Genomic DNA, 26,396 nt, shown 5'->3' on the forward strand with positions numbered 1-26,396 from the left:
TATTTATAATTTTTTAATAAAGTTGTTCTATTATATAACCTTGGTTTTTTAATCTATCTTTAATTATTGATATATGATCTTCTCCATTAGTTTCAACTGTTACTTCAAGTAATGTATTTTTTAATTTATTAACAGCTTTAAATTGATTATGTTCAAGTTTAACAACATTTGCACGAAGATTTCCAAGTATATCGGTAATGTTATTAAGCTCTCCAGGTGAGTTTGGAAGTTCTATTGTAAAGCAGAAAAGTCTCTTTCTAGAAACTAATGCACTATTAATAAGTGAAGTAATAGTAAGCATGTCTATATTACCTCCACTTATTATACAAACAACATTTTTATTTTCTATATTAAGTTTTGATAAGGCTGCAAGTGAAACTGCACCAGATGCTTCAGCAACTAACTTTTGTTTTTCAATTAATGCTAAAAAGGCATCAACAATTTCATCATCCGTAACTGTTATAACTTCATCAACATATTTTTTTATAATTGAGAAAGTAAGATCACCAGGTGATTTGACAGCAATACCATCTGCAATTGTACTTACAGAAGAAAGTGGTGTTAATTCTCCCTTTAAGAAGCTTTGTTCCATAGCATTAGCCCCAGATGCTTGAACTCCAACTATTTTTATATTAGGATTAATTTCTTTTAATGCTAATGATATGCCACTTAGTAATCCACCGCCACCAATTGGACATATAACAACGTCTACATCTTTAAGTTCTTCAATTATTTCAAGACCTATGGTACCTTGTCCATATATTACATTAATGTCGTTAAAAGGATGTAAAAATACAGCTCCTTCTTGTTCTTCTATTTGCTTTGCAAAATTATAAGCATCATCGTATACTTTACCATTTAATATTACGTTTCCGCCTAAATCTTTAGTTGATTGAATTTTTAAGTATGGAGTAGTTGTTGGCATAACTATAGTTGATTTTATTCCCATAAGATTCGCAGCATAAGCTACTCCCTGAGCATGATTACCAGCTGATGAACATACAACACCCTTTGATTTTTCCTCATCAGTTAGGCTCATTACTTTATTTAAGGCGCCTCTTAATTTATAAGCACCAGTTAATTGTAAATTTTCACATTTCATATAAACATTATTATTGCTTTTCTCAGAGAAGAATTTACTATAAAGTAATGGTGTTTTTACAACAACATCTTGAATTTTTTCTCTAGCAGCTTTAATATTATCTAAATGCATACATAACACCTCTCTCATGTATTATTCTCACAAACATTATAACATTTTTGTAAATTTCTGAGTCAAGTATTTTTTAAAAATAATTAAAATATTTAGACTTTTTAAAAAATTTAACCTATAATAAAGTCAAATAACATAAATTGGAGGGATTTTTATGGATAAGAAAATAATAAAAACTGATAAAGCACCAGCTGCAATTGGACCATATTCTCAAGGAGTTAAGATTGGAAATTTAGTTTATACATCAGGACAAATTCCAATAAACCCAGAAACTAAAGAATTAGTTACAGAAATAAAAGCAGCAACTAAGCAAAGTTTAAATAATGTAAAAGCAATACTTGAAGAAGCTGGAACAAGCATGGATAAAGTTATAAAAACTACAGTTTTTGTAAAAGATTTAAATGATTTTTCAGCTGTTAATGAAGTTTATGCTACATTTTTTGAAGGAGAACCACCAGCAAGAAGTTGTGTTGAAGTAGCTAAATTACCATTAGATGCAAAAGTTGAAATAGAAGTAATTGCATTAGCTTAAAAGTATTAAAATTTAATGATTTAAGACTTTTTTAAACAAAGTAATCAACTTATTCATAAATTATTTAATTAATGAATAAGTTGATTATTTTTTGTGAAATTATAAGTAATGTAATTTATATTAGTTATAATATGTATTATTATAAGAATATAAATTACATATATCGGGAAAGATACTTTATGGAAAGGAAGAGTATTTATGGATATTTTACTTATGAAAATAACAATTAGAGCTTCTTGGGTAAATTCTTTAAAAGAAAAGAGAATGATTGTAAAAAGTATAATTCAAAAATTAAAAAATAAATTTAATATATCTGTTAGTGAAGTTGATAGACAAGACGAACATAAAATGATAGTAATTGGTATATCAGCAGTTTGTTCAGATGTGAAAATAGCACATTCTATGAAGGAAAAGATTATAGATTTTATAGAGGAAAATTGTGATGGTGAAATTATAGATATTGATGAGGAAACAGAAATATTTTAATAATTTAAATTATTTATATATATATAATAAATTTATTGATATTAATAAAAAGATTGGAATATATATAAAATAAAAAATAGGAACATAGTTTAAGTAATAAACATAGATTAGTCATATATAATTTTGAAAAAAGTTATTGACAATAAATGTATAAGATATTATATTATTATACAAGAAGTTTGAAAACAAAATATTAGGTTCTTATCAAGAGTGGTGGAGGGACTGGCCCTATGAAGCCCGGCAACCTATATAGTTTAGTAATGATTTAAATTCATTACTTTATATGTGGTGCCAAATCCTGCAAGTATTTATGTACTTGATAGATAAGAGGATAATTTTATAGGGCAAGTTGTACGGTTATGCGCTAGAGATATTATTCTCTAGCGCATTTTTTTTAGCTAAAACACATTTAATTATAAGACTAATATATTGAAAGATAACTTTTAAATAAAAAGGGGGCATATAAGTTTGATAGAAATAAATGGATTAAGTAAAAGTTTTGGGACTTTTAAAGTTTTAAATAATATATCACTTAATATCAAAAAAGGAGATATATATGGAATAATTGGGCATAGTGGGGCAGGTAAATCAACATTACTTAGATGCTTAAATGGGCTTGAAGAATATGATGAAGGTAGTCTAAAAGTTACAGGGAAAGAGATAAAAAGTTTAAGTAAAGATGAAATAAGAAATCTTAGAAAAAATTTAGGGATGATTTTTCAAAGTTTTAATCTTTTAGATAGAAAAACAGTATATGAAAATATAGCATTACCACTTGAAGTTTGGGGATACAAAAAAGATTATGTAAATTCAAGAGTGTTAGAACTTTTAAAATTAGTTTCACTAGAAGATAAAAAAGATAGTAAACCAAAAGAACTAAGTGGAGGACAAAAACAAAGAGTAGCAATAGCAAGAGCTTTAGCATTAAAACCAGAAATATTACTTTGTGATGAAGCAACATCTGCATTAGATCCAAAAACGACAAAAGATATACTATCACTTTTATCAAAAATAAATAAAGAACTTAAAATAACTATAGTTGTTGTAACTCATCAGATGGAAGTTGTTAAAGATATTTGTGAGAATATAACTCTTTTAGAGGGCGGAGCAATTAAGGCACAGGGAAAATCTTCAGAATTATTTCTAAAACCAGGAGTTTCACTTAGAAAATTTTTAGGTGAGGATGATGATGTTTTACCTGATGATGGAGTTAATATAAAAATATTTTTTCCAAAAAGTTTTTCGGAAAATGCAATTATAACAAAGATGGCAAGGGAGATGAATTTGGATTTTTCAATTGTTTGTGGAAAACTTGAAAAGTTTGGAGATGATATTTTAGGTAGTTTAGTAATAAATATTTCAGATGATGATAAAGAAAATGTAATAAATTATCTTATAAATAAAAATGTTGAGTGGGAGGTGCTTTAAATGTTTAATGAAATATTAGTAGCTATATTAGAAACTTTTTATATGGTTATATTATCAACATTATTTGCGCTTACAGTAGGTTTTGTAGTAGCAATTATACTTACATTAACTGCAGACGATGGGTTAAAACCAAATAGAGGAATTTATAGAACTTTAGATTTTATAGTAAATACACTTAGAAGTTTTCCTTTTGTAATACTTATGGTAGCACTTTTCCCATTAAGTAAACTTATAATTGGGACAACCATTGGAAAAGAAGCTATGATAGTACCACTTGCTATTGCAACAGCACCTTTTATAGCAAGAATAATTGAAAATTCTTTAAGAGAAGTTGATAAAGGTGTAATAGAAGCTGCAAAGTCATTTGGGGCAACAGATAAACAAATAATATTTAAAGTTATGTTCAGGGAAGCGCTTCCAAGTATAGTTTCAGGTCTTACTTTAACTATAATAAGCGTAATTGGATATTCAGCTATGGCGGGGGCAGTGGCTGGGGGTGGACTTGGAGATGTTGCAATAAGATATGGATATCACAGGTATCAAACTGAGTATATGGTAGTAACTATAGTAATTTTAATAATAATAGTACAAGGATTACAATGTCTTGGAAGCTATTTTTATAGAAAACTTTCAAAATAAAAAAATAAGCAATAAATAAACAGGGGGATTTTAATTATGAAAAGAAAAGGATTATTAACAAGTATATTAATTGGGGCGTTATCATTATCATTAGTAGCATGTGTAGGAAAGAAATCAGCAAGTGATTATAAAACAATAACTATAGGAGTAACACCTGTACCTCACAAAGAAATAGTAGAGCATATAAAACCACAGCTTGAAAATTTAGGATATAAAGTTGTAATAAAAGAATTTACTGATTATGTAACTCCAAATAAGGCACTTGCAGAAGGAAGCCTAGATGCAAATTATTTTCAACATATTCCATACTTAAATGAACAAAATAAAGCAGAAAATTTAGGTCTTACTTATACAGAAAAAATACATTTAGAGCCATTAGGATTATATTCAAAGACAATTAAAAATATAAATGAGCTTAAAGATGGCGCTTCAATCGCAATACCAAATGACCCATCAAACGAAGCGAGGGCATTGAAACTTTTAGAAAGTAAAGGGCTTATAAAAGTTAAAGCTGGAGAACTTGTAACACAAAAAGATATAACAGAAAATAAAAAGAACTTACAGTTTAAGGAGTTAGAAGCTGCTGCAATTCCAAGATTATTAGAAGATGTAGATGCTGCTATTATAAATGGTAACTATGCAATTGATGCTGGATTCTCAGTTAAAAATGATGCTTTAATAGCTGAAGATAAAAATTCAAAGGCAGCTGAGCCATATTCAAATGTAATAGCTGTAAGAGAAGATAATAAAGATAGTGAAAAAATTAAAGCGTTAAATAAAGCTTTAACATCAGATGAATGTAGAGAGTTTATAAATAATAAATATGATGGAGCTGTAATACCTGTGTTTTAAGTAAATATTTAATTTAATATAGGTATTTGATAAAGTCTTATTTTAAAATTAATTGATATTAATATAATATTTAACGTTATATTTTAAACTTAAGTGTAACTTAAATAAAAAAATTAATACAATATATATTAAATGAAGCTAAATAAGGATAAATATTTATTCCTTATTTAGCTTATTTTTTGTTATAATTTCATTATAAGTAGAACATATATGAAAATTTAACAGGATGCTTGGGGGAGGAAAACTTTATGAATATATCAAATGTGTTGGTAAGTCTTACTGGAAGTGATATTTTAAGTATAATAAATGATTTTGTAAAAGTTGATGGCTTATTATTAGATGAAGTTGTAATAGATGAGAATATTTTAATAAGAGGAAGCTTTACTAAAATAATAAAAATAAAATTTGAAGTTACTTTAGATAATTTAAAAGTTGTAGATGGAAAAGTTAATGGAAGATTTTCTAAATTAAAAGTATATAAACTTGGAATGATTAGAATGATTAGAAGTTTATTGCTTAAATCATTATTAAATATTTTTGGAGATATAGGAATAGAAGAAAATAGAGATGAGCTTGTTGTGAATGTAGATGATTTATTAAAGGGAGTTCCATTTCTAAAAATAAATGTAGAAGAAATATATTTAAAAGATAAAATGATAAATGCAAATGTAAAAAATGTAGATATAAATGTTAGTAAGATTAATTTAAATAAAGAAAATGAAGAAGAAATTGAAGATAGTGTTATTGATGAAAAAAATATAGACAATACTATAAGTGAAGAGGAACTTTTATTAGTAGAAAATAAAGGATTAAATGAAAAAATAGAAAATGAATTTATAGAAGAAGATGAAATTATAGAAAATAAAACAGAAGATTATTATTCAAAAGGAAGAGAAGAAGTTAAAGAAAAATTAGATAATAAACTTCCTGAGAAGGCAAAGGATTATTCAGAATATTTATTTTTAATACCAGATTTATTGGCACTTATATTAAGACTTCTTAAAGATAACAGGGTTCCTATAAAAACTAAGCTTTCAGTTTCTGCTTCTATTGCATATATAGTATGTCCAACTGATATGATACCAAGCAATATACCTTTTATAGGTAAAATTGATGATTTAGCAGTTTTATTTTTTGCATTAAATAGAATTTCAAAAGATGTACCATTAAAAGTATTATTAGAAAATTGGTCAGGAAAGGTAGAGTTGATTTTAGTTTTAAGAAGTGGCCTTGAATATGTAACAAACTTTACAGGAGCTAGAAATATAGAAAAAATTTATAGTGTTGTTGAGGAATTATCTACACTTTAATAAAGGAGATTAAATAAATGGCAAAGTTTTATTCAGTATATAAAGGAAAATCAGGTGCACCTAAAATATTCACTTCATGGGATGAATGTAAAAAAGAAGTAATAGGATGTAAGGGTGCTATATATAAAAGCTTTAAAACTATGGATGAAGCAAAGGAATTTATACTCCTTAATGCAGAAGGAAAGGGTAGAAATTTTAATAGTTCAAAACCAAAAGTAATTAGTGAAATATCAAGGGTTAATAGAGAAGAAAAAGATTTAGACTTAAATGATTCTTTAGTTATATATGTTGATGGAAGTTTTTCATTAGAAAAAGGTAATTTTTCGTATGGACTTGTAGCAACAAAAAATGGTGAAGTTATATATGAAGAAAATGGTGCAGGAAATGATGAAAAGGCTGTTCCTCTTAGAAATGTTTCAGGCGAAGTTTTAGGTTCAATGAAAGCTGTAGACTATGCTATAAATAATGGATATAAAGAAGTTTATATAGTATATGATTATCAAGGTATAGAAAGTTGGGCTTTAGGAACTTGGAAAAGAAATAATGAAATAACTTCAAATTATCATGATTTTATGCAAAAGAAAATGAAAGAAATAAAAATAAATTTTAAAAAGGTAAAAGGTCATTCAGGAGATAAGTTTAATGATAGAGCAGATATTTTAGCGAAATCTGCACTTGGAATTTAATGATAAAAAATAAATATAATTCCTAGTTTAAAAAGTAATAATTTACATATCATAAATATAGCATCAAAAATAATTATTATAAAGAGGTGTTATTTATGAGTAAATTAATTAAAGGAATGGTTGCAGGTGCAGCTATAGGAACAGCAATAAGTATGGCAGTATTACCACAACTTGATAGAAAGACACAAAGAACAGTTAAAAGAGCAGGAAGAAAATTAATGAATGCAGCAGGTGATACTGTAGAAAATATGATGTCAATGATGAAATAAATTGCATTCATAAATTTAAAGGCTTATTAGATAGATAGTTTTATATCTATTTAATAAGTCTTTTTATTATTTAAAATAAAAATAGTTAAATTTTAATATTTAATATGTTTTAAATTTAAGTTTACAACTTATCAAATTGGGGGTAGTAATTAGTTAAAATACTTAACTATTTGTTCTTTGACTTGGACTTTGGGTAATCATATAATTTACATGACTTAAAGAGAAATAAATGAAAATCAAAGAGATTTTTGTTCCTAAATAATTTTGATTTTTATTTATCTCTATGACAGAATGGAGTGATAAATATGAATGGATTAATGAGTGTATTTTTTCGTTTAATTCCTTTAATAATGGGAGCTATATGTATATCATATGGATTCTATGTTAAAGTTTTGGAACAAACAACAGGTACAGGATACATTGTTGCAAGTCATGTACTTATAGCATTAACAGCAATTTGTATAGCATTATTTGCAACAGCAGCAACAATTATTAGACAATTAACAAACAAATATAATAAATTTTATAAGTGGGTTTTACCAATAATAGGATATGTTTCTGGGATTTTTACCGTATGTGTTGGAATTTATATTTGGGAAACAGCAGAGAATAATTCAGCATATTTTGTATCAGGTAATATTGCTTTTGCAATAGGATTAATAGCTTGTTGTGTTGCTACAGTTGCAACAGCATCAACAAAATTTATAATGATAACAAAAAATGAATCAAATTTAAAACCTGGCGAAAAACCAAATGGAGCATTTTCAGAAAGACAAGCTAGAGTATTAATATCAATTCCGGTTATTTGTACAATAATAGGGTTATTAAGAGGCTTTTATTTATTATTTAAAGAAAGTGCAACACCTTATTTTGTTGCAGCTCATGTAGTTATTGGAGTTGCTTTTGTATGTGCAAGTTTAATATCATTAGTTGCAAGTATAGTTAGACAAATACAAAATACTTTCACAAATAGGGAAAGATGGATATGGAGTTTATTTGTATTACTTATGGGAACTATAAATATAATATGGGGAATAATAGTACTAATAATATGCAATAATGAGGCATGGATAGCACCTGGATTTGTACTAATTGGTTTAGGTCTTATTTGCTATAGCATATCAAGTAAAGTAATATTATTAGCTTCAGTATGGCGTAGAAGTTGTGATTTATCAAATAGGATACCAATAATTCCAGTTATAACAGCTTTAATATGTTTATTTTTATCAATATATTTGTTTGAAGCTAGTTTATTTAATCCAGCTTATTTTGTACCAGCCCATGTTATGGTTGGATTAGGAGCTGTATGTTTTACTTTATTTTCAATAGTTTCAATACTTGAAAGTGGAACATCAAAATAATAATATAGATATTTCTATAAAAACATAACCGAAATTAAAAATATCATCTACAAATACTTAAATATTTGTAGATGATATTTTTTTTATATTCCAATTTTGTGAATGATAATGTAAATAAATTCACATAGTTTTAATTAAAATTAAATTTTGGTGTTAAAAAAATTAACAAAGTTTAACAAAAATATTGTATATTCTCAGATAAACGTGATATAATGAATTAAAATTTAAACAAAATGTAAATAAGATTAATAAATATTGAATAAATATAAAGCAAAGGAAGATACTATATGGAAATTTTATCTTTAGGAGAAAAAATAAAAAGAAAAAGAAAAGAACTTAATATGACATTAAAAGATTTAGCTAAAGACAGAATAACTCCAGGACAAATAAGTTTAGTTGAATCAGGTAGATCAAATCCATCAATGGATTTATTAGAATATTTAGCTGCTAATTTAAAAACAACAGTAGAATACCTTATGGAATCAGAAGAAAGCCAAGCTCATAAAGTATGTACGTATTATGAGCAAATAGCAGAAGCTTACATGCTTAATAAAAATTATGATGTTAGCGAAAATTACATATTAAAGGCTTTAGAGTATGCAGAAAAGTATAACTTAGAATACAAAAAAGGCACACTTATAAGACTTAAAGCTAAAATATATTTAAGAAAAGAAGAGTTTTCTTTAGCTCAAAAGAGCTTTTTATCTGCTAATGTTATTTTTACGAAAAATAATAATTACAGAGAAATAATAGAAACATTTTTAAACCTTGCAAAAATAACATTACAACTTAAAGCATATTATTCAGCAAATAGTTATTTAAAACAAGCTGAAAAAGTATTTTTAGATAATAATATTTCAGAAGATTATCTTTTAGGAGAAATATATTTTTATTTAGCAAAAACATATTTTGCTATGGATAATATAGGACGAGCTATGGATTATTCATTTTTAGCTAAAGAAAAACTAGATATCATAAATAACAAAGAAAAACATGCAGAAACTTTATTAGCGTTATCAGAAGAGTGCAACAATAACGGTGACTTGGAAAATGCTATAAAGTATTCAAGTGAAACTTTAAAACTTTATAAAGAAATAGAAGATGTAGCCAATATATCAAATGTAGAAAATGAACTTGGAAAGCTTTTTTATAATTTTGAAAACATAGATGAATCATTTAAAAGATATGAAGTTTCAAAAAATATTAGAATACAAAATAATGATAAAAAAATTACTGAAACTCTTATAAATATATGTAAAAATTATTTAAAAGTAAAAGATCTTAAAAAGTGCGAAGAAGTTTTAAATAGCATATATGAAAGATTAACAGAGGATAATATAGAAGAGTTAATAGAATGTAATTTAATAAAATACAGAATGTTAATTATAAATGAAAAAAATATAGAAGCTGAAAAAGTTTTATTAGAAAATTATAATATAGCAATGGAAAATCATTTGTTAAAAATATTAGGTGAACTTGCAATAATGATTGGAAAATTTTATATAGACAATAAAAAAGAAGACGAAGCAAAATTATATTTAAATGAAGGTGTTAGTATTTTCAAAGAAGTTGGAATACTAGCAAACTAAAGAAGGTGGGAATTATGGAGATACTTTCAACAGGTGAAAAAATAAAAAGAGCTAGAATATATAGAGGGATTACACTTAAAGAGTTGTGTAATGATAAAATATCAATTTCTAAAATGAGTTGTATAGAAAATGGTAAGGTCAAGGCTGATGAAGAAATATTAAGATATGTTTCAAATATAATTGGATTAGATTATGAGTATATCTCAAAAGATGTTTATGACCAGATAATAGAAAATATAGATGTTTTTGAAAAAGAAGAAGTATTAAATGCGTCTTTAGAAAAAGATATAAAGTTAAATTTAGATTATGCAGTTGGTTATGAATATTATGAGTTGGCATTTAAATTAATTCATAAACTTTTTAACTGTTATTTAGATAATAATAAAAAGGATGAAATACTTGATATAATTCCAAAATATTATGACTTATATAGAAGAAATAATTCGGAAGAAAATACTATAATATATTTTAAGGATATGGCTAATTATTTTTATAAAATAAAAGAGTATAGTGAGGCTAGAACTTATTATAGTAGAGTTATAGAAATATTAGAAAAAGATAATAACAATAAAGAAAGCGAACTTTATTGTTATATAGTATATAGAGAAGGTATGTGCCTTTTAAAATGCAATGAATATGACGAGGCTGAAAAATATTTAAAAATAGCTAAAGAGTTATTAAGTAATATAAAAGATAATGAAATAGTAAGCAAAATACATTATGCAAATAATATTATTGGAATTCTTAATAATAATGTAGATGCATTGGATATTAAAAAATCATGTGATTTTTTAAAGGATACAACAAGAATTGCATCATTTAAATTGGATTATGCAGAAGCTTATTTTATAATTGATAAAGAAGAAGAGGCCCTTAGAGAAATTGATGAAGCAATTGAAATGTTATCTCAAGATTTTACCTATGAAATAGGTGAAGTATATATACAATGTGCTAATATACTTAAAAATAATGGAAAGATAGAATTTGCAGAAGAGTTAGCTGATAAAGCTTTAAATATTGCAATTGAAATAAATCATATAATACTTATAGAAAAATCATATTACTTAAAAGGAATACTTCTTCAAAAACAAAATAGATTTAGAGAAGCTGAACTTTATATGAATTTATCTCTAGATTCATTAGTTAAGTTTGGAACTAAAAATGATTTATATAAAAGATATATAGATATAGCTAATATGTATCATAAAACTCAAGAAATTCAAGATTCAATAAAATATTTTACATTAGCTATGAATATAAAGAAAAAAATATAATTATTAAAATTTACCTATAGGTTAAGAAATAGTTTAATCTATAGGTATTTTTTATTTAGTTTAAGTAAAATAATATGATATTTATTTAAATAAAGTTATGTCATTGTAAATTTTATACATAAAGTTAAGGGATAATGAAGAATTTTTAAAGAAATATAGAGAAAAATAAATTTATAGTAAATGAAATATTTTATTGGAATTTATATACTTTAAGAAATGGCTATTTTAAAGGGATTAAGACTAACTTAATTAAGTATTTTTAGTATTGCTTGTTAACAAAATAAAAAACTAAGAAAAATAGAGTAATATATAGAAAAATAGAGAAATATATATAAAATATAAAAAAATTCAAAAAAATCATTCGAAAATCAAACTTTGACTTTCTTTGACTAATATAATATTATGATATCAAGATAAAAACGTAAGAGGTGAATTAAAGATGAATGTAGATAGAATGACATTAAGAGTTCAAAATGCTTTAAACGAGGCTAATTTAATAGCCGTTAAAAATAATAATCAACAAATGGATGTAATTCATCTTTTTGCTAGTTTAGTAGAACAACAAGATGGATTAATACCAAATATATTAAATAAAATGGGAATTCAAGTAAAGAGCTTAGAGAATGCAATTAATCAAGCTATTTCACGTCTTCCTAAAGTAACAGCATCATCTGGTGCAGAATCAAATGTTTATATAACAAAGAAGATACAAGAAGTATTAATAAGAGCAGATGAAATATCAAAGAAATTTGAAGATTCATATATAAGTGTTGAGCATTTAATGCTTGCAATTATGGAAATTGATAAAAATGGAGAAGTTGGACATTTATTAGATATGTATGACATATCAGAAGATAAATTTATGGAAGTATTAAAAGAAGTTCGTGGAAGTCAAAGAGTTGATACTCAAGACCCAGAAGGAACTTATGATGCCTTAGCTAAATATGGTACAAATTTAAATGAATTAGTTAAAAGTCATAAATTAGACCCAGTTATAGGTAGAGATGAAGAGATAAGAAGAACTGTTAGAATACTTTCAAGAAGAACTAAAAATAATCCAGTATTAATTGGTGAACCTGGTGTTGGTAAAACAGCAATAGTTGAAGGTTTAGCACAAAGAATAGTTAATGGTGATGTACCAGAAGGATTAAAGGATAAAGTAATATTCTCATTAGATATGGGTTCACTTATAGCAGGAGCTAAATATAGAGGTGAATTCGAAGAAAGATTAAAAGCAGTACTTAAAGAAGTTCAAAGCAGTGAAGGTAGATTAATATTATTTATTGATGAAATACACACAATTGTTGGAGCAGGTAAAACAGATGGTGCAATGGATGCAGGTAACCTTATTAAGCCATTACTTGCAAGAGGAGAATTACACTGTATTGGTGCAACAACTTTTGATGAATACAGACAATATATTGAAAAAGATAAAGCTTTAGAGAGAAGATTCCAACCTGTAATTGTAAATGAGCCATCAGTAGATGATGCAATATCAATTTTAAGAGGTTTAAAAGAAAGATTTGAAATACACCATGGTGTTAGAATACATGACTCAGCAATAGTTGCAGCAGTTAAACTATCTGATAGATATATTCAAGATAGATACTTACCAGATAAAGCAATTGATTTAATTGATGAAGCTGGAGCTATGATAAGATCTGAAGTTGATTCACTTCCAACAGAACTTGATGCGGTTAGAAGAAAGATATTCCAATTAGAAACAGAAAAAGAAGCTCTATCAAGAGAAAAGGATGATAATTCTAAGAAGAGATTAGAAGTAATAGAAAAAGAATTAGCAGACCTTAGAGAGCAAAATGATGGAATGAGTGCTAAATATGAAAAAGAAAAAGAAAATATCGTAGACCTTAGAGAATTAAAAGAAAAATTAGATGAATCTAAAGGCGATCTTGAAAGATATGAAAGAAACTATGATTATAATAAAGTAGCTGAAATTAGATATAGTGTAATTCCAGAATTAGAAGAAAAAATTAAAGCAAAAGAAGAGGAAGTAAAAGAAAACTCAGAAGGTGCTTTATTAAAAGAAGAAGTAACAGAAGAAGAAGTTGGAGAAGTTCTTTCAAAATGGACAGGAATTCCAGTTACAAAGCTTATGGAAGGTGAAAGAGAAAAACTTTTAAGATTAGATGAAGAGTTACAATCTAGAGTAATAGATCAAGATGAAGCTGTAGATTCAGTAGCAAATGCTATACTTAGAGCAAGAGCTGGACTTAAAGATGAAAATAAACCAATTGGATCATTTATATTCTTAGGACCAACTGGTGTTGGTAAAACAGAACTTGCAAAAACTTTAGCAAGAACACTATTTGATAGTGAAGAAAGTATGATAAGAATTGATATGTCTGAATACATGGAAAAACAATCAGTTTCAAGATTAGTTGGACCACCTCCAGGATATGTTGGATATGAAGAAGGAGGACAATTAACAGAAGCTGTTAGAAGACATCCTTATTCAGTAGTATTATTTGATGAAATAGAAAAAGCACATCCAGATGTATTTAATGTATTTTTACAAATACTAGATGACGGTAGACTTACTGATAATAAAGGTAAGACTGTAGATTTTAAAAATACTATAATAATTATGACATCAAATATAGGTTCACACTTCCTATTAGAAGGAACAAAAGATGGTGACATTTCAGAACAAGCAAGAGAATTTGTAATGAATGAAATGAAATCAAGATTTAAACCAGAATTCTTAAATAGAGTTGATGATATTATAATGTTTAGACCATTATCAGAAAATGGTATTAAGAAAATTATTGATATATTCTTAAAAGATGTTGAAAAGAGATTATCAGAAAAGAATATAAAACTTGAAGTTACAGATGGAGCTAAGCATATATTAGCTAAAGAAGGATATGATCCTGTATATGGTGCAAGACCACTTAAGAGATATATTCAAAATACTTTAGAAAATAAATTAGCTAGAATGATAATTAAAGGAACAATTGGATATGGCTCAATTGTAAAAATTGACGGTGAAGGCGATAATTTAACAATTAAACCTATTAATTAAAAGTATATAAACCCCTAAATGACATAAAATAAATATAAGGTGGGTGGGTGAAAGATAATATCTTTTCCTGCCCATTTTTTAAATGTAAAATTAGGAGGGATTTAAATGGACTACTTAACTCCAGAGGATAATTATTTAGTTGTTTTGCCAAATGGGATGGCTATAACATTTAAAGATATTGAGGGATGTCATGCATATATAAACAGATATTATGAAGAGAAAATAAAATTAAATGGAATAGAAAATATATATGCAAATTATGATATGTATGAAGAAAAATCTAGAGAAGATATTGCTAGAGTTATAGGAGCTGAAGAAGGTGAAGCAAAAATATATGAATTAGAAAGTGTAATAGAACAAATAAGAAAAAGTAGTGTATTTGTTGATGAAGCTGATGATATTATCAATAAACTTATGAGTAATAAATGTAAAATAGATATATCAGATTATGGAATAGATAGTGCATTACTTAATTCAGAACAAGTAATATATTAAGTTTACTTTATTCAGCTAAATATAAATTATATTTTAGCTGAATTTATTTTTGTAAATAAAAATTAAACTTAAAAATATATGTCTTTGATTAGTTGACTTTATATTATGTATTAATAATATACTTACAAAATAATTGAAATTTAAAATATGGAGAAGAAATAGTCAATAATAAAAATATATTAGGTTTTAGTTTACTTAATAAATTTCTATATTAAAAAATAATTAACAAATAAGAAAGAAACTAATTGCATATTATATATGGAAATCTTTTTATAAGAATTAAAATATAAGTTTTCCTAAATGATAATATGGGGGATTAGTTTATGTTACATTATGGTTTTTTATTGGATATAGCAATTATTTTATTAAGTACAAAGTTTTTAGGAATAGTAACTAAAAGGTTTAAAATGCCACAAGTAGTTGGAGCGTTACTTGCAGGTATTATACTTGGACCTGCAATGTTTAATGTACTTAGAGAAACAGAATTTATTCAACAGATGGCAGAACTTGGAGTAATAGTTTTAATGTTTACGGCAGGTCTTGAAACGGATATTACAGAGCTTAAGAAAACAGGTAAAGTGGCGTTTGTAGTTGCATTACTTGGAGTATTAGTTCCTCTTGGACTTGTTTTTATAGTTTCTAGTATATTTTATGGTAATGGACTTTTTAATCAAAATGGCAATGAATTATTACAAAATATATTTATAGCAGTAATATTTACGGCAACATCGGTAAGTATAACAGTTGAAACATTAAAAGAACTTGGTAAGATAAATACTAAAGCAGGAAATACAATACTTGGAGCTGCTCTTATAGATGATGTATTAGGTATAATAGGCCTTACAATAATTATGAGCATGGCAGACCAATCAGTTGTTATGTGGAAAGTATTTTTGAAAATTATATTATTTTTTATTTTTTCTGCTTGTATTGGATATATATTTTATTTAATATTTCAAAAGCTTATAAAAAGATATCATAAAGATATGAGAAGATTTGTAATAATATCATTTGTATTTTGTTTACTTTTGGCATATGTAGCAGAAGAATTTTTTGGAGTTGCAGATATTACAGGAGCTTTTATTGCAGGGCTTATAATATCAAATACTGAAAAAACAAAATATATAAATTCAAGGTTTGATACATTATCTTATATATTATTATCACCTATATTTTTTGCAAGTATAGGAATAAAGGTTGAGCTTGCAGATATGTCTAATAAGCTAATATTATTTACCGTAATACTATTTATTATAGCTGTAATAAGTAAAATTATAGGTTGTATGATTGGTGCAAGATTATTTAAGTATAGTAATAGAGAGTCAATTCAAGTGGGAGTAGGAATGATTTCAAGAGGTGAGGTTGCACTTATAGTTGCAAGTAAAGGTATTGGAGCAAATTTGGTAAGTCAAACTATACTCGGCCCAATAGTTATAGTAGTTGTATTAACAACAGTAATTACTCCTATATTATTAAAATTTGTGTTTAGAGATTAAATTTAAAAAAATAAAAAGAAAGGAAATATTGTATATTTTCCTTCTTTTTATTTAAGTAAAGTTTTATTTATATAATTATTCTGTTACTGAAAATTGATCTTTACCTACTCCACATAGAGGGCAAGTCCAATCTTCAGGAATATCTTCAAAGCTAGTTCCTGGGTTTACACCGTTATCTGGATCTCCTACTGCTGGATCATAAATATATCCACAAATATCACATATATACTTTTTCATATGAAAAACCTCCTAGTAATCTTTTGTTATTTATATGATAATTATACAACTATTTATTTATAAAAATAGTATTTAATTTATAAAATAGGTTAAATTTAGGTGAATATTATTAAGGGCAAGTATAAATTAAATAATTATTTTAAAGAAAGTAAAACTTTATTCAATTTGATTAAAAATAAATTTGAAAAAAGAAGTATTTTATATAAAAAATAGAGAAAAAATTAATATAAAAAAGATAAATTAAAATAATTAAACAATTTAATATTGATAATCATTTTCAATAATTAAAATAAGATGATATTATATATCCATAAAGTATTTTTATAGGAGGTAAATAAATGGCGAAAATGATGGGTCCACGTTTTAAAATGTGCAGAAGACTTGGCCTTAATGTTATAGGTCATCCTAAAGCAATGAAACGTGCAGGCAAAGGAACTAGTAGAGCAGATAAAAAATTATCTGACTATGGTGTAAGATTATTAGAAAAACAAAGACTTAGAGCTTATTATGGAGTTTTAGAAAAGCAGTTTGAAAGATATGTAAAAGATGCTTTTAAATCAAAAATTCAACCTGGTGATGCTTTATTATTAACACTTGAATCAAGACTTGATAATATGGTTTACAGAATGGGTTTTGCAAACTCAATAAGAGCAAGCAGACAAATGGTTAATCATGGTCATTTTTTAGTCAATGGAGAAAAGGTAAATATTCCATCATACAAATTAAAACCGGGAGATAATGTAACTCTTAGGGAGAAGTCTCGTAAAGTAGAATTATTTGTTAATACATTCAAAGAAAATGAATTAAATACTTTTCCTTATATAGGAAAGGATATTGAAAATTTTGTTGGTACTTATGTTAGAGAACCAGAGAGAAATGAGTTGCCAATAGAAATTAATGAACAATTAATAGTAGAGTTTTACTCTAAATAATATTAATTAAAATAAAGCCTTTAAAACCTCGTATATTAATACAGTATATTTTGCCATTATGTAAGTATCAAATCTGTGCTGGGATTTGGTACTTATCTTTTATAAAGGAAAAATTTTTGTAAAAAATTATATTAGGAATAGAATATACAACAAATTGACACAATTACAATGTATAATATAATTAATAAATTTATAGGAAAGGGGTTTTTGTTATGAATATAGGAGAAACTAATCCAGCATTAGCAAAAGGTTTTAAAGAAGCTACTCATGACAGTACTACAATGTCAATTAGCGGAACAATAGTAAAAATATTAATATTACTTGCAATAGTAGCATGTGCATTTGTGTATAGTTGGTTTTATATACCATATAGCGCTGGAATTATGATGGTAGTATCATTATTAACATTTGTAGTAGCAATGTTTACAACTTTTTCACCAAAGAATGCTCAATTTTCAGCTGTAATTTATGCAGCATTTGAAGGATTATTTTTGGGAAGTATATCAAAGTTTTTTAATAATTTTTACCCAGGAATAGTATTACCAGCAATTTTACTTACAATTGTTGCTGTACTTGTAACAGTATTTATATATGGTAAAAGACCAAGTATTGCAGATAGAACAAGAAAAGGTGTAATGATTGCTCTTACAACAATAGTTGTAACATCACTAATAGGTATTGTATTAAGTTGGTTTGGAATAATATTACCTATATATAATAATGGTATAATTGGGATAGTATTCAGTTTAGCTGTTGTTGTAGTAGCTACAATAAGTTTAATGCAAGATTATGATTTTATATTAAGAGGAGCTCAATCTGGAGCACCTAAATATATGGAATGGTATGCAGCTTTTGGATTAATGGTAACACTTATATGGTTATACATGGAAATATTACAGCTTTTAGCAAAGATTTTTTCAAATAATGATTAATATATAAAATAAAAAAAGGTGAGTTGTTATTTACAACTCACCTTTTTTGTTATTAAAGTTATTTAGTAAATTTTTTTGCAGGAATATCAAATAAAAATTCAAAAACAAATTTATAAAATACAAATCCAATTACAGAAGTTGCAATGAAAAATTCAATTCCTGAAATTTCAGTAACTATTCTTGATGCAGTCATGTAACCTATACTTGCCAAATATACTTTTACCTTAAAAGTAGCTACAAATGAAGCTGCAAGTGGAAAGGTTAAAGCGGCATATGTTGGATTAAATTTTATTGAAAAGAATTTTGGAAAGTTAATATAAACAAATAGTGTTGTAATAATTGTAAGTATAAAGAAAAACATTACAACATAAAAATTTGGATGTTTAAATAATGTTAAATAACTCATTACACATAAACTTGATGGAGCTGAAATAATTGCAATTAAAGGGTAATGGCAATCAGGGACTTCAACAGTACAAAGTCTATAAATAACAATTGGTAAAAATAATAAAAATGCAATTACTACAAAATAGAATATAGGAATAGTTAAATTAACTGCTTTCATTTCTGTACTTGTAGTGCATGCTAAAGAAATACCAACTAATAAGGCAAACCAACAAGGAAGAACATATTTCATATTAAATTTTATAATAATATGTTTTATTATAAAAAATATAATAAATAAAATATTTATTATTATTGCAAATAACCAAATACCTTTTCCTATTAGAAAATTAAATCTACCTATGAAAACACCAATAAACATTAAAAGCATAGTAGCTGTAGGGTATAGTGCCATTAATATAGGGTTATTCATTTCATTTAACATTACTTTTGGATGTTTAAAAGCTTTATAAACTGTAAATATTAAAGCAATAAGACCTATTAATGTAAAAATTGTTTTTATTGCTGTAAACTCAAGCTTTTCATAAAAATTAGTTAAAGTTACAGCACCTAAGCATGTGGCAACAAATGCTATAGGATATTCATTTAATTTTATTTTACATATACAGTTATTTTTCAAAAAACCACCTCAACTTTGTATAATAAATATTAACAAAAAAATAATTTTAATATTAATATTTGTCGATAAAAATAACATATTAATATGATATAGTGATATTAATAAATTAACAAGAAATTATTGAATTTCATGGAAAATAATAATTAGAATTTATTCAAATTTTAATAAATGTGATATTTATCACGTTATGAAAGAAAGAAGAATGTTAAAATTATAACAACTAATAGTATTTAATACTTTAAAAGGAGATGTTTTTTTATGGACGTTAAACAATCAGTATGTAATTATTGCTCCACTGGATGCAATCTTAATTTTAATATAGAAGATGATAAAATAGTTAAAATAATGGGTAAAAAGGGATATCCAGTTAATGATGGAACGGCTTGTATAAAAGGGCTTAACTTAGATAAACAACTTACTATATATGGAAAGCAAAGACTTCCACTTCTTAGAGGTGAGGATGGGAAAATGCATGAAATATCATGGGAAGAAGCATTTGAAGTTTTTGCTAAAAAAATGACAGAGATCCAAAACAAATATGGAAAAGAAAGTGCAGCTTTTATAAGTACAGGACAACTTCCTATGGAAGAGATGGCTATACTAGGCTATGTAGGAAGAGGGATTATGGGAATGTATGGAGACGGAAATACAAGACTTTGTATGGCGACATCAGTTGTTGCATATAAACAAAGTTTTGGATTTGATGCACCACCATATACATTAGAGGATTTAGAACTTTCAGATACACTTATATTTGTAGGGGCTAATCCAGCAGTTGCTCATCCAGTATTATGGGGAAGAATAAGAAAAAATAAGAATGCTAAAAAGATTGTCATAGATCCTAGAAAATCAGAAACAGCAAAAGGCTGTGATGATTGGTATGCAATAAAACCAAAAGCTGATTTAAGATTTTTATATACTTTAGCTAATGTTTTAATAGAAAAAGGATATATAGATAATGAGTATATAGAAAAACATACAGAAGACTTTGAAGGTTTTAAAGAACACGTGAAAAAATATACATTAGATAACGTTTATGAAACTACAGGAATTTCAAAGGAGAGAGTATTAGAACTTGCAGAAACAATAAATAATGGTAAAAAAGTTTCAATTTGGTGGACTATGGGTGTAAACCAAGGTTATGAAGCTGTAAGAACTGCTCAAGCTATAATAAATATTTGTGTAATGACAGGTAATATAGGAAGAGAAGGAACTGGTCCAAATTCAATTACAGGACAATGTAATGCTATGGGTTCAAGATTATTTAGTAATACAACTTGTATTTATGGTGGAAGAGATTATGCTAATGAAGAAGATAGAAAGTTTATAACAAAAACTATGGGAATAAAAGATGAGTATATTCCTAAAAAACCTACTATAGCATATCCAGAAATAATTCAAGGAGCATTAGATGGAAATATAAAAGCTCTTTGGATAATTTCAACAAATCCAGCTGATTCATGGATAGATAATAAAAAGTTTAAGGAAGCTGCAGAAAAAATTGACTTTTTAGTTGTTCAAGATTTATATTCAGATACAGATACGGCTAAAATGTGTGATCTTTTCTTACCAGCAATACCTGGAATTAAGAAAAATGGTACATATATAAATACTGAACGTAGAATGTCAGCATTAGTTCCTATCCTTTCAAGAGGTGAAAATGAACTTACAGATTTTGAAATAATAAGAGGAATAGGAAAAGCTCTAGGTAAGGAAGAAGAATTAAAACTTTGGGAAACTCCAAAAGATGTGTTTGAACTTTTAAAGAAATCTACAGAAGGAATGCCATGTGATATTACTGGAGTAGATTATGATATGGTTAGGGAAGGTAATGGAGTACAATGGCCATTCAAAAAGGGAGATAAATTAGAAAAAGATCAAAGAAGGCTTTTTGAAGATGGAGTTTATTATAGACCAAATGGAAAAATGAAGTTTATGTATGAAGATGTAATGGAAAATAGTGAAAAACAGACAAAAGAATTTCCATATATATTAAATACAGGAAGAGGAACTGTAGGACAATGGCATACTCAAACTAGAACTAGAGAAATTCCTATAGTTACAAAGATGACTTCAGAAAAAGCATATATTGAAATTAGTGAAGAAATAGCAAAAAATAATGATATAAAAGATGGAGATATAATAGAAGTTACATCATCAAATGGAGAAACTGTTAAAGTACTTGCTAAAGTAAATGATGGACTTATAAAAGATCAAATGTATGGACCTATGCATTATATAGAAATTAATACATTAACAAAAGGAAAATATGATTCATATTCAAGAGAGCCATCATATAAGTATGTAACATGTAATTTAAATAAAATAGATTAATTAAATAATGCTCATTCTTTTAAAGAGTGGGCATTAATGTTTTAAGGAGGGTTATTTTTGGTAAGTTTAGAAGAAGCTAAAAAATTAATTTTAGATAAAATAAAAAGTTTAGGTTTAGAAGAAGTTAATATTGAGGATTCTGTAGGAAGAATTTTATATGAAGATATATATTCACCTATAAATAACCCGCCGTTTCCAAGATCACCTTTGGATGGTTATGCAATTAGAGGTGAAGATACAAAAGGGGCAACAAAAGAAAATCCTGTTACTTTAACTGTTATAGATAAAATTTATGCAGGATATATATCTAAAAAAATAGTAAAAGAAAATGAAGCTATAAGAATAATGACAGGAGCTCCAATTCCAACAGGTGCTAATTCAATAATAAGACAAGAAGATACTGATGAAGGTATAAAAACTGTTAAAGTGTATTCTGAACTTAATCCATATGATAATTATTGCTTTGAAGGTGAAGATTTTAAAAAAGGAACAAAATTAATAGAAAAAGGTACATTAATAACTTCATCAGAAATAATAGCTCTTGCATCAATAGGTTTTAATAAGGTTAAAGTTTATAAAAAGGCTATCGTTGGGATAATAAATACTGGTGATGAGATACAAAATCCTGGAACAAAATTAAATAATGGAAAGATATATAATAGTAATGGATACTTCTTAAAAGCACGACTTTTAGAGCTTGGATTTGAAAGTGTTTTATACAATTTAATTTGTGATGAAGATGATGAAATAGTAAAGGCTATAGATTATTTAGAAGATAAGTGTAATATTATAATTTCAACTGGTGGGGTATCAGTTGGTGAAAAGGATAGAGTTATTATAAGTGCAAAGAAGGCTGGGTATAATATATTATTTTGGAAAGTTGATATAAAGCCAGGTTCTCCAATGTTTGCAGCATTTAAAGAGGATAAATTATATATAGGACTTTCAGGAACACCAGTAGCTGCTGCAACAACTTTTGAATTAACATGTAGAGATGCACTATCAAAAATGTATAATACTAAAAGTTTATGTATTAAAAAAAGACTAGGGGTATTAATGGATGATTATAATAAAGTATCAAAAAAAAGAAGGTTTTTAAGAGTTTATATAAATAATGAAAATAGAGTTTTCATAAATAATGTATATCAAACACCAGGTCAAGTTCACACTATGATAAATAGTAATGCAATACTTGAAATTCCAAAGAATAAGGAATTGAAAAAAGGAGAAGAGGTTGAGGTTTTAATATAGCTATGATAAATAAATCTGTAATAATACTATCAGGTGGTAAAAATAGTAGAATGAATTATAGGATAAAAGCTTTTTTAGAAGTAGATGGAGTAAGATTTATAGATAAAATTTTTTTTAGTGTATCGGATTTAAAAGAAAAAATTTTATCTTGCAATGATATAAAACTTTACGAAGAATTTAAAGAGAAAGCTTTATTAGTTAAAGATGAGTATAAAAACATTGGACCTATTGGCGGAATATATTCATGTCTTAAAAAGAGTAATTTTGAATCGGCATTAGTCGTTGCAAGTGATATGCCATTTTTAAGTAAAGATTTTATAAATTATATTTCAAGTTATGAGTTTTCAGAAGATGCATTAATACCAGTAGTAAATGGAAAAATAAATCCTCTTTGTGGAATATATAAAAAAAGTGTTTTAAAAACTATAGAATTAATGATTCATAAAAAAGATTATAAACTTAAAAATTTATTAGAAAATATAAATACAAAATATATAGATTGTGATGAAAAAAATAATTTTATAAATGTAAATACAGAGGTTGAATACAATGAATTATGCAAAGAAAAATAATAGTCCTTTTGTTATAAATATTATAGGAGAAAGGTCAAATGTTGGAAAAACTACATTAATTGAAGGTCTTATAAAAGAGATGGTAAAAAGAGGATATAATGTTGGAACTATAAAACATGATATACACGGATTTGATATAGATAAAAAAGGAAAAGATACATATAAGCATAGAGTAGCTGGAGCTTCAACTGTAATAATATCATCAAAAAATAGAATGGCAATGATAAAAGAACTAGATGAAGAAGAAAGATTAGAAGATTTAATAAAATTATTAGAGGATAAAGATTTTATTATTGTAGAAGGTTATAAAAATAGTAGTTTAAAGAAAATTGAAGTATTTAGAGATGGAGTAAGTACAAAGATTATAACGCCAAAGGAAAAATTAATATGTGTAGCTACTGATATTAAACTTGGGTTAAATGGAATAAATGAAATTTGGTATAACGATTACAAAATGTTAATAGACTTATTGGAAAATTTAAAATATAATCAAATAGAGGGGAGATGATAGATATGTATACTTTGGGAATAATAACCAGTAGCGACAAAGGTTTCAAGGGGGAAAGAGAAGACAAAAGTGGAGAAGTAATAAAAAGTATATCTGAATCTAAAGGCTTTAGAGTAGAAAGATATATTATACTTCCAGATGAAAGAATTAAGCTATCAGAAGAAATGAAATATATGTCGGATGAGCTTAATTTAGATCTAATACTTACAACTGGAGGTACAGGCTTTAGTGAAAGAGATATAACGCCAGAAGCTACTAAAGATATAATAGAAAAAGAAGCATTAGGTATAGCAGAAGCTATAAGAAATTATAGTTTTACAATAACAAAAAGAGCAATGCTTTCAAGAGGAACGGCAGGAATTAGGAAAAAAACATTAATAGTAAATATGCCAGGAAGTCCAAAGGCCTGTGAAGAAATATTGGATTACATATTAGATGATTTAAAACATGGATTAGATATAATGAAAGGAAGTGCATCAGAATGCGCAAGAAAATAATTAGTGGAATATTAATATCATGTTTAGCTGTTACTACATTACTTGTTGGATGCGGAAATAAAGAAAATAGTAGTAAAAAGGCAGAAGGAAAAGAATTAACAGTAAGTATAGCTGCAAGTCTTCAAAAACCAATGGAGGATATAGCAAAAAAATTCCAAGAAGAAAAAGGAATTAAGATAAACTATAATACTGGTGGTTCAGGCACTTTAAAGAAACAAATATCAGAAGGAGCTAATGTTGATTTATTCTTTTCAGCAAACACTAAATATGTAGATGAATTAATAAATGAGAAATTAGTAAATAAAGATAATACATATAATTTTTTAACAAACTCATTAGTTTTAATAAGTAATAATGATGTAAAAAAAGATATAAAATCATTAAATGATTTAAAAGATACTAAAGGTAAAATTGCTATTGGAGATATAAAAACAGTTCCAGCAGGACAATATGCTAAGCAAACTTTAGATAATTTAAAACTATGGAATTCATTACAAGATAGATTTGTATATGCAAAGAGTGTATCAAATGTTGTAAGCTATGTTGAAAATGGTGATGTAGATTATGGATTTGTATATAAAACAGATGCTAAAAATGTTAAAGGCATTAAAATATCTTATGAAATACCAAACAAAGATCATAAAAAGATACAATATTCTTTATGTTTACTAAAGGATAGTAAAAATGTTGATTCAAGCAAAGAATTTATTGAATTTTTAAAAGGAAATGAATCTAAGGAAATATTTAAAGGATATGGATTTGGAGTAGAATAATATGTTATTAAATGCTTTTATTATATCATTTAGAGTAGTTGTAATTGCAGTTATTATAAGTTTAATTTTATCAATAGTTGGAGCATACTTTTTAATTGAAAAAAAAATAAAGCTTAAGCATATTATAGAAACAATAATATTATTTCCTATGTTTTTGCCACCATCTGCTATAGGTTATTTAATACTTATATCATTAGGTAAAAGAGGATTCATAGGAGAATTTCTCTCAAATAATTTTGATATAACAATAATATTTACTTGGGTTGCTGCTGTAATAGCAGGTGTTGTTGTATCAATGCCTATTATGTATCAAAGCATAAAAGCTCAATTAATAGGAATAGATGAAGATATAAAAAATGCCGCAAAAGAGATGGGGGCAAAAGATAAAATAGTATTTAGAAAAATAAGTTTACCGTTATGTAAAAAAGGAATTTTTACAGGGATAATATTAAGTATAGCTAGAGTTTTTGGTGAGTTTGGCGCAACAATATTGGTAGCTGGTAATATACCAGGTAAGACTCAAACAGTTCCAATGGCCATGTATTATGCTATTGAAAATAATGATGATAGAACTTCAAAGATTATACTTATTGCAATTGTAATTATTTCAGTAACATTAACTTTTTTATATAATAAAATACTTAAGAGAATAGCATAAGGGGG

General features: G+C 26.3%; 26 protein-coding genes and 1 riboswitch. Of the genes, 23 read left to right on the forward strand and 3 right to left on the reverse strand.

Annotation, left to right across the window (positions count from 1 at the left end; genetic code table 11):
- Positions 1-13: 13 nt before the first annotated feature.
- Positions 14-1,213 carry a threonine ammonia-lyase gene (gene ilvA, locus O212_RS0101595; protein ID WP_024613424.1) on the reverse strand — a complete coding sequence of 400 codons (1,200 nt, stop codon included), beginning with the start codon at positions 1,211-1,213 and terminating at the stop codon, positions 14-16.
- Positions 1,214-1,367: 154 nt separating this feature from the next.
- Here ilvA and O212_RS0101600 point away from each other — a divergent pair, with 154 nt between their 5' ends.
- The 14 genes from O212_RS0101600 to O212_RS0101665 all read left to right on the forward strand — a co-directional run bounded on the left by O212_RS0101600 (position 1,368) and on the right by O212_RS0101665 (position 16,673).
- A complete protein-coding gene (locus O212_RS0101600; RefSeq protein ID WP_024613425.1) occupies positions 1,368-1,745 on the forward strand; it encodes a RidA family protein in 378 nt (125 codons plus the stop codon).
- A gap of 198 nt (positions 1,746-1,943) precedes the next feature.
- Positions 1,944-2,231, forward strand: coding sequence for a DUF503 domain-containing protein (locus O212_RS0101605; protein ID WP_024613426.1), 288 nt, complete (start codon positions 1,944-1,946; stop codon positions 2,229-2,231).
- A gap of 198 nt (positions 2,232-2,429) precedes the next feature.
- A riboswitch (SAM riboswitch) is annotated at positions 2,430-2,561 on the forward strand.
- A gap of 138 nt (positions 2,562-2,699) precedes the next feature.
- Positions 2,700-3,659 carry a methionine ABC transporter ATP-binding protein gene (locus O212_RS0101610; protein WP_024613427.1) on the forward strand — a complete coding sequence of 320 codons (960 nt, stop codon included), beginning with the start codon at positions 2,700-2,702 and terminating at the stop codon, positions 3,657-3,659.
- Positions 3,660-4,298: a methionine ABC transporter permease gene (locus O212_RS0101615; RefSeq protein WP_024613428.1), complete on the forward strand. Its 639-nt coding sequence runs from the start codon at positions 3,660-3,662 to the stop codon at positions 4,296-4,298.
- Between the two features lie 36 nt (positions 4,299-4,334).
- Positions 4,335-5,150, forward strand: a complete 816-nt coding sequence (locus O212_RS0101620; RefSeq protein WP_024613429.1) for a MetQ/NlpA family ABC transporter substrate-binding protein — start codon at positions 4,335-4,337, stop codon at positions 5,148-5,150.
- A gap of 248 nt (positions 5,151-5,398) precedes the next feature.
- Positions 5,399-6,460, forward strand: a complete 1,062-nt coding sequence (locus tag O212_RS0101625; RefSeq protein ID WP_024613430.1) for a YkvA family protein — start codon at positions 5,399-5,401, stop codon at positions 6,458-6,460.
- A gap of 17 nt (positions 6,461-6,477) precedes the next feature.
- A complete protein-coding gene (locus O212_RS0101630) occupies positions 6,478-7,146 on the forward strand; it encodes a ribonuclease H family protein (RefSeq protein ID WP_024613431.1) in 669 nt (222 codons plus the stop codon).
- Between the two features lie 95 nt (positions 7,147-7,241).
- Positions 7,242-7,415 (forward strand): hypothetical protein, encoded by a 174-nt coding sequence (locus O212_RS16790; RefSeq protein WP_173391469.1) that lies wholly within the window; start codon positions 7,242-7,244, stop codon positions 7,413-7,415.
- Positions 7,416-7,720: 305 nt separating this feature from the next.
- Complete coding sequence (locus O212_RS0101640) at positions 7,721-8,776, forward strand: DUF2776 family protein (RefSeq protein WP_024613432.1); 1,056 nt, start codon at positions 7,721-7,723, stop codon at positions 8,774-8,776.
- A 287-nt stretch (positions 8,777-9,063) separates the two neighbouring features.
- The gene (locus O212_RS0101645; RefSeq protein ID WP_024613433.1) at positions 9,064-10,365 is read left to right on the forward strand and encodes a helix-turn-helix transcriptional regulator; all 1,302 of its coding nucleotides are present in this window, start codon (positions 9,064-9,066) and stop codon (positions 10,363-10,365) included.
- Between the two features lie 14 nt (positions 10,366-10,379).
- The gene (locus O212_RS0101650) at positions 10,380-11,639 is read left to right on the forward strand and encodes a helix-turn-helix transcriptional regulator (protein WP_024613434.1); all 1,260 of its coding nucleotides are present in this window, start codon (positions 10,380-10,382) and stop codon (positions 11,637-11,639) included.
- A 439-nt stretch (positions 11,640-12,078) separates the two neighbouring features.
- Positions 12,079-14,682: an ATP-dependent chaperone ClpB gene (gene clpB / locus O212_RS0101655; protein ID WP_024613435.1), complete on the forward strand. Its 2,604-nt coding sequence runs from the start codon at positions 12,079-12,081 to the stop codon at positions 14,680-14,682.
- A 105-nt stretch (positions 14,683-14,787) separates the two neighbouring features.
- On the forward strand, positions 14,788-15,177 hold the full coding sequence (locus O212_RS0101660; RefSeq protein ID WP_024613436.1) for a hypothetical protein: 390 nt from the start codon (positions 14,788-14,790) through the stop codon (positions 15,175-15,177).
- 323 nt (positions 15,178-15,500) lie between these two features.
- The gene (locus tag O212_RS0101665) at positions 15,501-16,673 is read left to right on the forward strand and encodes a cation:proton antiporter (protein WP_024613437.1); all 1,173 of its coding nucleotides are present in this window, start codon (positions 15,501-15,503) and stop codon (positions 16,671-16,673) included.
- A 75-nt stretch (positions 16,674-16,748) separates the two neighbouring features.
- Here the strand turns inward: O212_RS0101665 and rd are convergent, their stop codons facing one another.
- The gene (gene rd / locus O212_RS0101670) at positions 16,749-16,910 is read right to left on the reverse strand and encodes a rubredoxin (RefSeq protein ID WP_024613438.1); all 162 of its coding nucleotides are present in this window, start codon (positions 16,908-16,910) and stop codon (positions 16,749-16,751) included.
- Positions 16,911-17,248: 338 nt separating this feature from the next.
- Here rd and rpsD point away from each other — a divergent pair, with 338 nt between their 5' ends.
- Complete coding sequence (gene rpsD / locus O212_RS0101675; protein WP_024613439.1) at positions 17,249-17,842, forward strand: 30S ribosomal protein S4; 594 nt, start codon at positions 17,249-17,251, stop codon at positions 17,840-17,842.
- Between the two features lie 212 nt (positions 17,843-18,054).
- Positions 18,055-18,774, forward strand: a complete 720-nt coding sequence (locus O212_RS0101680) for a Bax inhibitor-1/YccA family protein (RefSeq protein ID WP_024613440.1) — start codon at positions 18,055-18,057, stop codon at positions 18,772-18,774.
- A 58-nt stretch (positions 18,775-18,832) separates the two neighbouring features.
- Here the strand turns inward: O212_RS0101680 and O212_RS0101685 are convergent, their stop codons facing one another.
- Positions 18,833-19,798, reverse strand: a complete 966-nt coding sequence (locus O212_RS0101685; RefSeq protein WP_024613441.1) for a TDT family transporter — start codon at positions 19,796-19,798, stop codon at positions 18,833-18,835.
- 258 nt (positions 19,799-20,056) lie between these two features.
- On the opposite strand from O212_RS0101685, the gene O212_RS0101690 reads away from it, so the two are divergent.
- The 7 genes from O212_RS0101690 to modB are packed head-to-tail and all read left to right on the forward strand — an operon-like array spanning position 20,057 to position 26,391.
- Positions 20,057-22,132 (forward strand): molybdopterin oxidoreductase family protein, encoded by a 2,076-nt coding sequence (locus tag O212_RS0101690; protein WP_024613442.1) that lies wholly within the window; start codon positions 20,057-20,059, stop codon positions 22,130-22,132.
- Between the two features lie 57 nt (positions 22,133-22,189).
- Complete coding sequence (locus O212_RS0101695; protein WP_024613443.1) at positions 22,190-23,383, forward strand: molybdopterin molybdotransferase MoeA; 1,194 nt, start codon at positions 22,190-22,192, stop codon at positions 23,381-23,383.
- Positions 23,384-23,385: 2 nt separating this feature from the next.
- Entirely contained in the window at positions 23,386-23,955 is a 570-nt protein-coding gene (locus tag O212_RS0101700) for a molybdenum cofactor guanylyltransferase (RefSeq protein WP_024613444.1), read from the forward strand.
- Positions 23,933-24,463: a molybdopterin-guanine dinucleotide biosynthesis protein B gene (gene mobB, locus O212_RS0101705; protein ID WP_024613445.1), complete on the forward strand. Its 531-nt coding sequence runs from the start codon at positions 23,933-23,935 to the stop codon at positions 24,461-24,463. Before O212_RS0101700 ends, mobB begins: the two co-directional genes overlap by 23 nt.
- A gap of 5 nt (positions 24,464-24,468) precedes the next feature.
- On the forward strand, positions 24,469-24,960 hold the full coding sequence (locus O212_RS0101710; RefSeq protein ID WP_024613446.1) for a MogA/MoaB family molybdenum cofactor biosynthesis protein: 492 nt from the start codon (positions 24,469-24,471) through the stop codon (positions 24,958-24,960).
- Positions 24,945-25,733: a molybdate ABC transporter substrate-binding protein gene (modA, locus tag O212_RS0101715; protein ID WP_024613447.1), complete on the forward strand. Its 789-nt coding sequence runs from the start codon at positions 24,945-24,947 to the stop codon at positions 25,731-25,733. Before O212_RS0101710 ends, modA begins: the two co-directional genes overlap by 16 nt.
- 1 nt (position 25,734) lies before the next feature.
- A complete protein-coding gene (gene modB / locus O212_RS0101720; RefSeq protein WP_024613448.1) occupies positions 25,735-26,391 on the forward strand; it encodes a molybdate ABC transporter permease subunit in 657 nt (218 codons plus the stop codon).
- Positions 26,392-26,396 lie beyond the last annotated feature (5 nt).

Source organism: Clostridium sp. Ade.TY (assembly GCF_000498355.1).
GTDB lineage: Bacteria > Bacillota > Clostridia > Clostridiales > Clostridiaceae > Clostridium.

Coding starts and splice junctions, on each gene's coding strand:
- ilvA (WP_024613424.1), bottom strand. CDS start 1,213: ATGCATTTAGATAATATTAAAGCTGCTAGAGAAAAAATTCAAGATGTT.
- O212_RS0101600 (WP_024613425.1), top strand. CDS start 1,368: ATGGATAAGAAAATAATAAAAACTGATAAAGCACCAGCTGCAATTGGA.
- O212_RS0101605 (WP_024613426.1), top strand. CDS start 1,944: ATGGATATTTTACTTATGAAAATAACAATTAGAGCTTCTTGGGTAAAT.
- O212_RS0101615 (WP_024613428.1), top strand. CDS start 3,660: ATGTTTAATGAAATATTAGTAGCTATATTAGAAACTTTTTATATGGTT.
- O212_RS0101620 (WP_024613429.1), top strand. CDS start 4,335: ATGAAAAGAAAAGGATTATTAACAAGTATATTAATTGGGGCGTTATCA.
- O212_RS0101625 (WP_024613430.1), top strand. CDS start 5,399: ATGAATATATCAAATGTGTTGGTAAGTCTTACTGGAAGTGATATTTTA.
- O212_RS0101630 (WP_024613431.1), top strand. CDS start 6,478: ATGGCAAAGTTTTATTCAGTATATAAAGGAAAATCAGGTGCACCTAAA.
- O212_RS16790 (WP_173391469.1), top strand. CDS start 7,242: ATGAGTAAATTAATTAAAGGAATGGTTGCAGGTGCAGCTATAGGAACA.
- O212_RS0101640 (WP_024613432.1), top strand. CDS start 7,721: ATGAATGGATTAATGAGTGTATTTTTTCGTTTAATTCCTTTAATAATG.
- O212_RS0101645 (WP_024613433.1), top strand. CDS start 9,064: ATGGAAATTTTATCTTTAGGAGAAAAAATAAAAAGAAAAAGAAAAGAA.
- O212_RS0101650 (WP_024613434.1), top strand. CDS start 10,380: ATGGAGATACTTTCAACAGGTGAAAAAATAAAAAGAGCTAGAATATAT.
- clpB (WP_024613435.1), top strand. CDS start 12,079: ATGAATGTAGATAGAATGACATTAAGAGTTCAAAATGCTTTAAACGAG.
- O212_RS0101660 (WP_024613436.1), top strand. CDS start 14,788: ATGGACTACTTAACTCCAGAGGATAATTATTTAGTTGTTTTGCCAAAT.
- O212_RS0101665 (WP_024613437.1), top strand. CDS start 15,501: ATGTTACATTATGGTTTTTTATTGGATATAGCAATTATTTTATTAAGT.
- rd (WP_024613438.1), bottom strand. CDS start 16,910: ATGAAAAAGTATATATGTGATATTTGTGGATATATTTATGATCCAGCA.
- rpsD (WP_024613439.1), top strand. CDS start 17,249: ATGGCGAAAATGATGGGTCCACGTTTTAAAATGTGCAGAAGACTTGGC.
- O212_RS0101680 (WP_024613440.1), top strand. CDS start 18,055: ATGAATATAGGAGAAACTAATCCAGCATTAGCAAAAGGTTTTAAAGAA.
- O212_RS0101690 (WP_024613442.1), top strand. CDS start 20,057: ATGGACGTTAAACAATCAGTATGTAATTATTGCTCCACTGGATGCAAT.
- O212_RS0101700 (WP_024613444.1), top strand. CDS start 23,386: ATGATAAATAAATCTGTAATAATACTATCAGGTGGTAAAAATAGTAGA.
- mobB (WP_024613445.1), top strand. CDS start 23,933: ATGAATTATGCAAAGAAAAATAATAGTCCTTTTGTTATAAATATTATA.
- O212_RS0101710 (WP_024613446.1), top strand. CDS start 24,469: ATGTATACTTTGGGAATAATAACCAGTAGCGACAAAGGTTTCAAGGGG.
- modA (WP_024613447.1), top strand. CDS start 24,945: ATGCGCAAGAAAATAATTAGTGGAATATTAATATCATGTTTAGCTGTT.
- modB (WP_024613448.1), top strand. CDS start 25,735: ATGTTATTAAATGCTTTTATTATATCATTTAGAGTAGTTGTAATTGCA.